3 protein-coding genes are annotated in these 4,761 nt (G+C 64.2%); all 3 read left to right on the top strand.

Features of this window, described 5'->3' with window-relative positions; translation table 11 throughout:
* The first annotated feature begins 47 nt into the window (after positions 1–47).
* A complete protein-coding gene (locus IT472_RS03220) occupies positions 48–2,831 on the top strand; it encodes a phage tail length tape measure family protein (RefSeq protein ID WP_297178282.1) in 2,784 nt (927 codons plus the stop codon).
* On the top strand, positions 2,824–4,002 hold the full coding sequence (locus tag IT472_RS03215; RefSeq protein WP_297178279.1) for a hypothetical protein: 1,179 nt from the start codon (positions 2,824–2,826) through the stop codon (positions 4,000–4,002). Before IT472_RS03220 ends, IT472_RS03215 begins: the two co-directional genes overlap by 8 nt.
* A partial coding sequence (locus IT472_RS03210; RefSeq protein WP_297178276.1) for a DUF2163 domain-containing protein occupies positions 3,992–4,761 on the top strand: 770 nt, incomplete at its 3' end. The genes IT472_RS03215 and IT472_RS03210, both read left to right, overlap by 11 nt.

Below are 4,761 nucleotides of genomic sequence, written 5' to 3'. Positions count from 1 at the left end.
GCAATACAGCGATGACGGGTTCAAGAAATTGATGCGGAGCTTGACCGATGGCTAACCAGACCGACCTGCGCGTCAAGATCAGCGCCGACCTTGCCGACATCAAGCAAGGTCTCGGCCTGCTGCGCGGCGAGTTGGCAAAGGTCAAGCAGCAGAGTGCGCAGGTGTTTGGGGGTAGTGAGAAATTCACATCTCAGCTTGCATCGATGCGCGGTGCGCTCACAGGTTTGTTCACAGGGCTGTCCGCGGGGGCGCTGTTTGCCGGCATCATCCAGAACACGAAGGAGGCGGAGGAAGCGCTGGCACAGCTTCGCGCTGGCCTGAAATCCACTGGCGGGATTGCTGGCGTCACCGAAGGCGAGATAGTGAAACTCGCAGAGGCGCTGCAGAATACCACAACGTTCGGCGATGATGCCATCGTCAGTATGGCGTCGGTAGTCGCGACCTTCACCAATATCCGCGGCGCCATCTTCAAGGAAGCCATCCCGGCAATCCTTGACCTCAGCACGCGCCTGAAGGTTGACTTGAACTCAGCGGCGCTACAGGTCGGCAAGGCGCTGAACGATCCGATCAGTGGTATTGCTGCGCTTGGTCGCGCTGGCGTGCAGTTCACCGCGTCACAGAAAGAACAGATCAAGTCACTGGTCGAAACAGGCAAGGTCCAGGACGCACAGCGGATCATCCTTGATGAACTAGCCACACAGATGGGCGGCTCTGCCGTCGCCGCTGCCGATACCTTTAGCGGTTCGTTGACGCAGCTGAAAAATGCGTTCGGCGACCTGCTGGAAGGGGATTCGTCTGCCGGCGGCATCAAGGGTGCGAAGTCTGCTGTGCAGCAGCTGACTGCGGCACTGCAAGACGCATCGACAAAACAGGCATTCGCCCAGCTTCTGGAGTTGGCAGGCAGGGCCGCGCAAGCGTTGGCGCAGGGCATGGCGTCGGCCGTGCCGGTAGTGCGTTTCTTGATCGAGAACCTTGACGCACTGGCAGTATTCATCGGTACGCGCTTGGCCGCCGCTTCGATCCCGGCGTTGATCGCTGGTGTATTGAGTTTGAAAAACGCATTCGTCGCTCTGCGCACGGCAACCCTTGCATGGAGCGCAGTTTCTGCGGCGATGGGCGGGCCGATCGCATTGGCGCTGGCCGCCATCGCGACGGCGTTGTATGTGGTGTATCAGCGCACGGATGAGGTGACGAAAGCAGAAAAGCTTCACAGTCAGGCGTTGGAAGACAATTCAACGCAGGCGCAACAGAATGCCGTTCTGGCATATCAGCTCGCCGCAGCCAAGCGGCAGCAGGCCGCCGACACGCTGAAGGCCGCGCGCGCCCTGCTGGAAGAGCGGCGCGCGCGGTTCCAGATCGAGAACCAGAGCGTTACAGCACGAGGCGGCGACCGCGGTGACGCGGCGGCGCTTGCCTCCACGAATGCGTATAACCGGCAGCAGCAGATGGTTGCGCAGCGCGAAAAGGAATTCAATGACTGGTCTGCGCGGGTGGCGGAACTTGAGCGGAGTCTGAAAGAGGCATCAGTCCCCCCCGTTATCCCGGTGACGCCGGTCGTCACGACACCACCTGTGTCGACCGCGAATGATGCGGCACGCAAGGTCATTAAGGGCATGGCCGATCAATCCGCCCTGGCGCTGGACCAGATCAAGCGCGATCTGGATGAGCTGGAACAGCGCTACAAGGACGGGCAGATCAGTCTGTCGGATTACTTCGCGCAGCGGCAAGCGAAGGAACTTCAGCAGATCGACTTGAAGATCAAGCAGGCCACCGCGGATGCCGCCGCGGCGACCAGCACGGAACAGCAATCCCGCGCACTGACCGAGATCATCAAGCTGCAACGCGACCGTGCGGAGATCGGCCCACGCGTGGCGCGGGAGCAGGCGGCGGCCGAACGCGAGGCCGCGCAGGCCACCGCCGACAATCTGCGCCAGCGCAGCAGCGCGGTGATGTCGCAAATGCAAGCCGACATGAGCTTGATCGATGCGCAGGTGGCGAGCTTCAGCATCGCGCCCGGCGAAGCGGAAAAGCAATTGCAGGCCATCCGCGATCGCAGCATCGAACAGCTGAAGGTGTTGCGTGGCCAGATGCAGGCGTACCTCGCCACGTTATCGCCTGAAAGCTCGGAGTACGTTGCCGCCCGGCTTGGGCTGACCCAGCTTGATACAGACTTGGCGCAACTTACCGCGCAGCAACAACAGTACAAGATGGCGGTGGCCGATCAGGCCACATCGTCGCTGACAAACTTTTTCGCCGATCTCGCCACCGGCGCCAAGTCCTTCAAGGATGCGTTCAAGGACATGGTGCTGAGTTTCGTGCAAGGTTTGGCGCGGATGGCTGCGGAGATGTTGGCGAAGCGCATCATCTTCAGCCTGTTTTCATCGTTTGGTGGCGGATCTGCGGGCGGCGGCGGGGGCGGCATGCCGACCATCGGGCCATACAGCGCGCTCGGCAATGTTTTTGCGCCTGGCGGCCTGCGCGCTTTCGCCAAGGGTGGCGTATTCGCCGCCACGCTGGCGGGCATTTCCGCCTTAGCGGCTGGCGGCGCGTTCACCAATCAGATCGTGAGCGATCCCACCCTGTTCGCCTTCGGCGCCGGCGGCCAGTTCGGCGTGATGGGTGAGGCCGGGCCCGAGGCCATCATGCCGTTGGAGCGTGGCCCGGATGGACGCCTGGGCGTCACCGCAAACGGCGGCGGCGGTGGACTGGTGACCACGCCTATCGTGGCGATTGGTGACGAAGCGGTGGCCAATGCTCTGGCCAGCGCCGCCGGCGAGCGCGTGGTGTTGACCCATGTGCGCAACAACTGGACGGGGTTGACGCGTGGCTGATCCGGTGCCCTTCGCATTCACCACGGGCGGCGATCGGTCCGAGCAATGGGAGTGGTTGACCGACGTGATGCAGGCGGCGACCGGGCCGGAGCAAACGCGCCGCCTGCGCGGTGTTCCGCGCGTCACGCTGTCATGCAGCGGTCAGGAAACCGGCATCGCGCGGCAGTGGCTGGAGACATCCCTGCATGCCTACGGATCCGGCGATTGGTGGGTGCCGGTGGTGACGGATGCTTTGCTGGTTTCGTCCGATCTGTCGATCGGCAGCACAAGCGTTGCTGGGGATGCTTCGATGCTGCGGTTTGAGGCAGGCGGTCACGCGCTGCTGATCGGCACGCAGCCGGGTGCGTGCGAGTTGGTATCCGTGACCGCCGCCGACGGCACCGGCGTCACGATCAGCGCCACCACGCAGGCGTGGCCAGCAGGCACGCTGCTGGCGCCGGCGTGGCGCAGCACCTTCGCGCGCACCCCGGCGCTGGAACGCTTCACCGGCGACGCGGTGACGTACAGCGTGGAGTTTCTCGCGTCCGCAGGAACACCGTCCATTGCCGCCGCCGATGATCTGCCGACCTACCGCGGCTTCCCAGTGCTGGAAATGATCTCTGACTGGTCCAGCGCGCCCACATGGGCCGCGCTGCGCGATCCGCAGGTGGTGGATTACGGCATTGCCGCGCCAACCCGCAGCGATCTTGTCGGCCAGCCGCGTGCCGAATTCGGCATCGGCTATACGGCGGTGGGCCGGGCGGAGGTGTGGGCGCTGTTTCGGCTGCTGTTCGCGTTGGCGGGGCGTGCAAATCCGGTCTGGGTGCAGTCGAGAGGGCATGATCTGACCGCGTGCGCCGGGCTGGCTGCGTCATCCACGACGATGGACGTGACGGCCTGCGGGCTGGTTGCCGCCGGCGTGCAGCCGCAGCGCCGGGATCTTCGCATCGAACTGCTCGACGGCACCGTGCTGTATCGCCGCGTGGTTTCGGTGGCGCCTGCCGGCGCGGGCGTTGAACGGCTCACGCTGGATACCGCATGGCCGTCCACCGTTGCCGTCGGCGACATCGTGCGTGTGTGCTACATGACGTTTTGCCGGCAGTCATCGGATGTCAACCGCCTGGACTGGTGGACGCGCGATGTCGTGTCGATCCAGATCGGGTTTGTTGGGGTGGCCGACGATGACGCTTGATGCTGCCCTGTTCGGTCGCCGACCCATTCGCCTGTTCGTGTTCACGCGAGCAACCGACGCGGGCACGAAAGTGTGGCGGTACTGCAATTCCGACCGCGATCTGACCATCGGCGGCAACACCTACACCGCCGCGCAAATCGACCGCAGCGAGATCAAGCAAACCAGCGAACGGGCGAAAGACAAGATCACCATCACGATGGCATACCTGCGCAACCCCGGTGCGCCGGAATTCCCGGCCACGCAGGACTTGGGCGATCAGTGGTTCCCGTTCGTGCCCAGCAGCACCATCACGGTGATCTGCATGACCACGCACGCGGGCGAAGCCGACCCGCCGGCGGTGGAATGGATGGGCCAAGTGACCCAGCCCAAGTTCACGGACGTGGAGCTGGAGCTGACCTGCGAGCCGACGGGCAGCAATGACCGCGCCCGCAACCAGGGCGCGAAGTGGCAGCGCGCATGCTGGAAAACGGTCTATTCGACCGGGCTGCGTGGCTGCAATCTGGACCCGGATGCGTTCGCGGTATCGGCCACGCTGTCTGGCGTGAGCGGCCTCACGCTGACCGCCAGCGCGTTTTCCGGCACGGCCTTCACGCTCGCCGGCGGGTCGCTGTCGTGGGTCAACGGCGACGGGTTGACCGAGCGCCGCCAGATCATGACGCACACCGGCAGCAGCATCACCGTGCTGTACGGCTCACCCGACCTCGCGAACGGGTTGGCCGTCACTGCGTTGCCGGGCTGCGAGCGCACCTGGGAAGCGTG

The organism is Thermomonas sp., from assembly GCF_020850895.1.
In the GTDB taxonomy this organism is placed as follows: domain Bacteria; phylum Pseudomonadota; class Gammaproteobacteria; order Xanthomonadales; family Xanthomonadaceae; genus Thermomonas.
Note: the sequence above shows the minus strand (reverse complement) of the source record. Positions and strands in the feature narration are given on the sequence as shown.

Excerpts from the sequence above, each read along its gene's own strand:
- IT472_RS03220 (WP_297178282.1), top strand. The coding sequence starts at position 48 with ATGGCTAACCAGACCGACCTGCGCGTCAAGATCAGCGCCGACCTTGCC.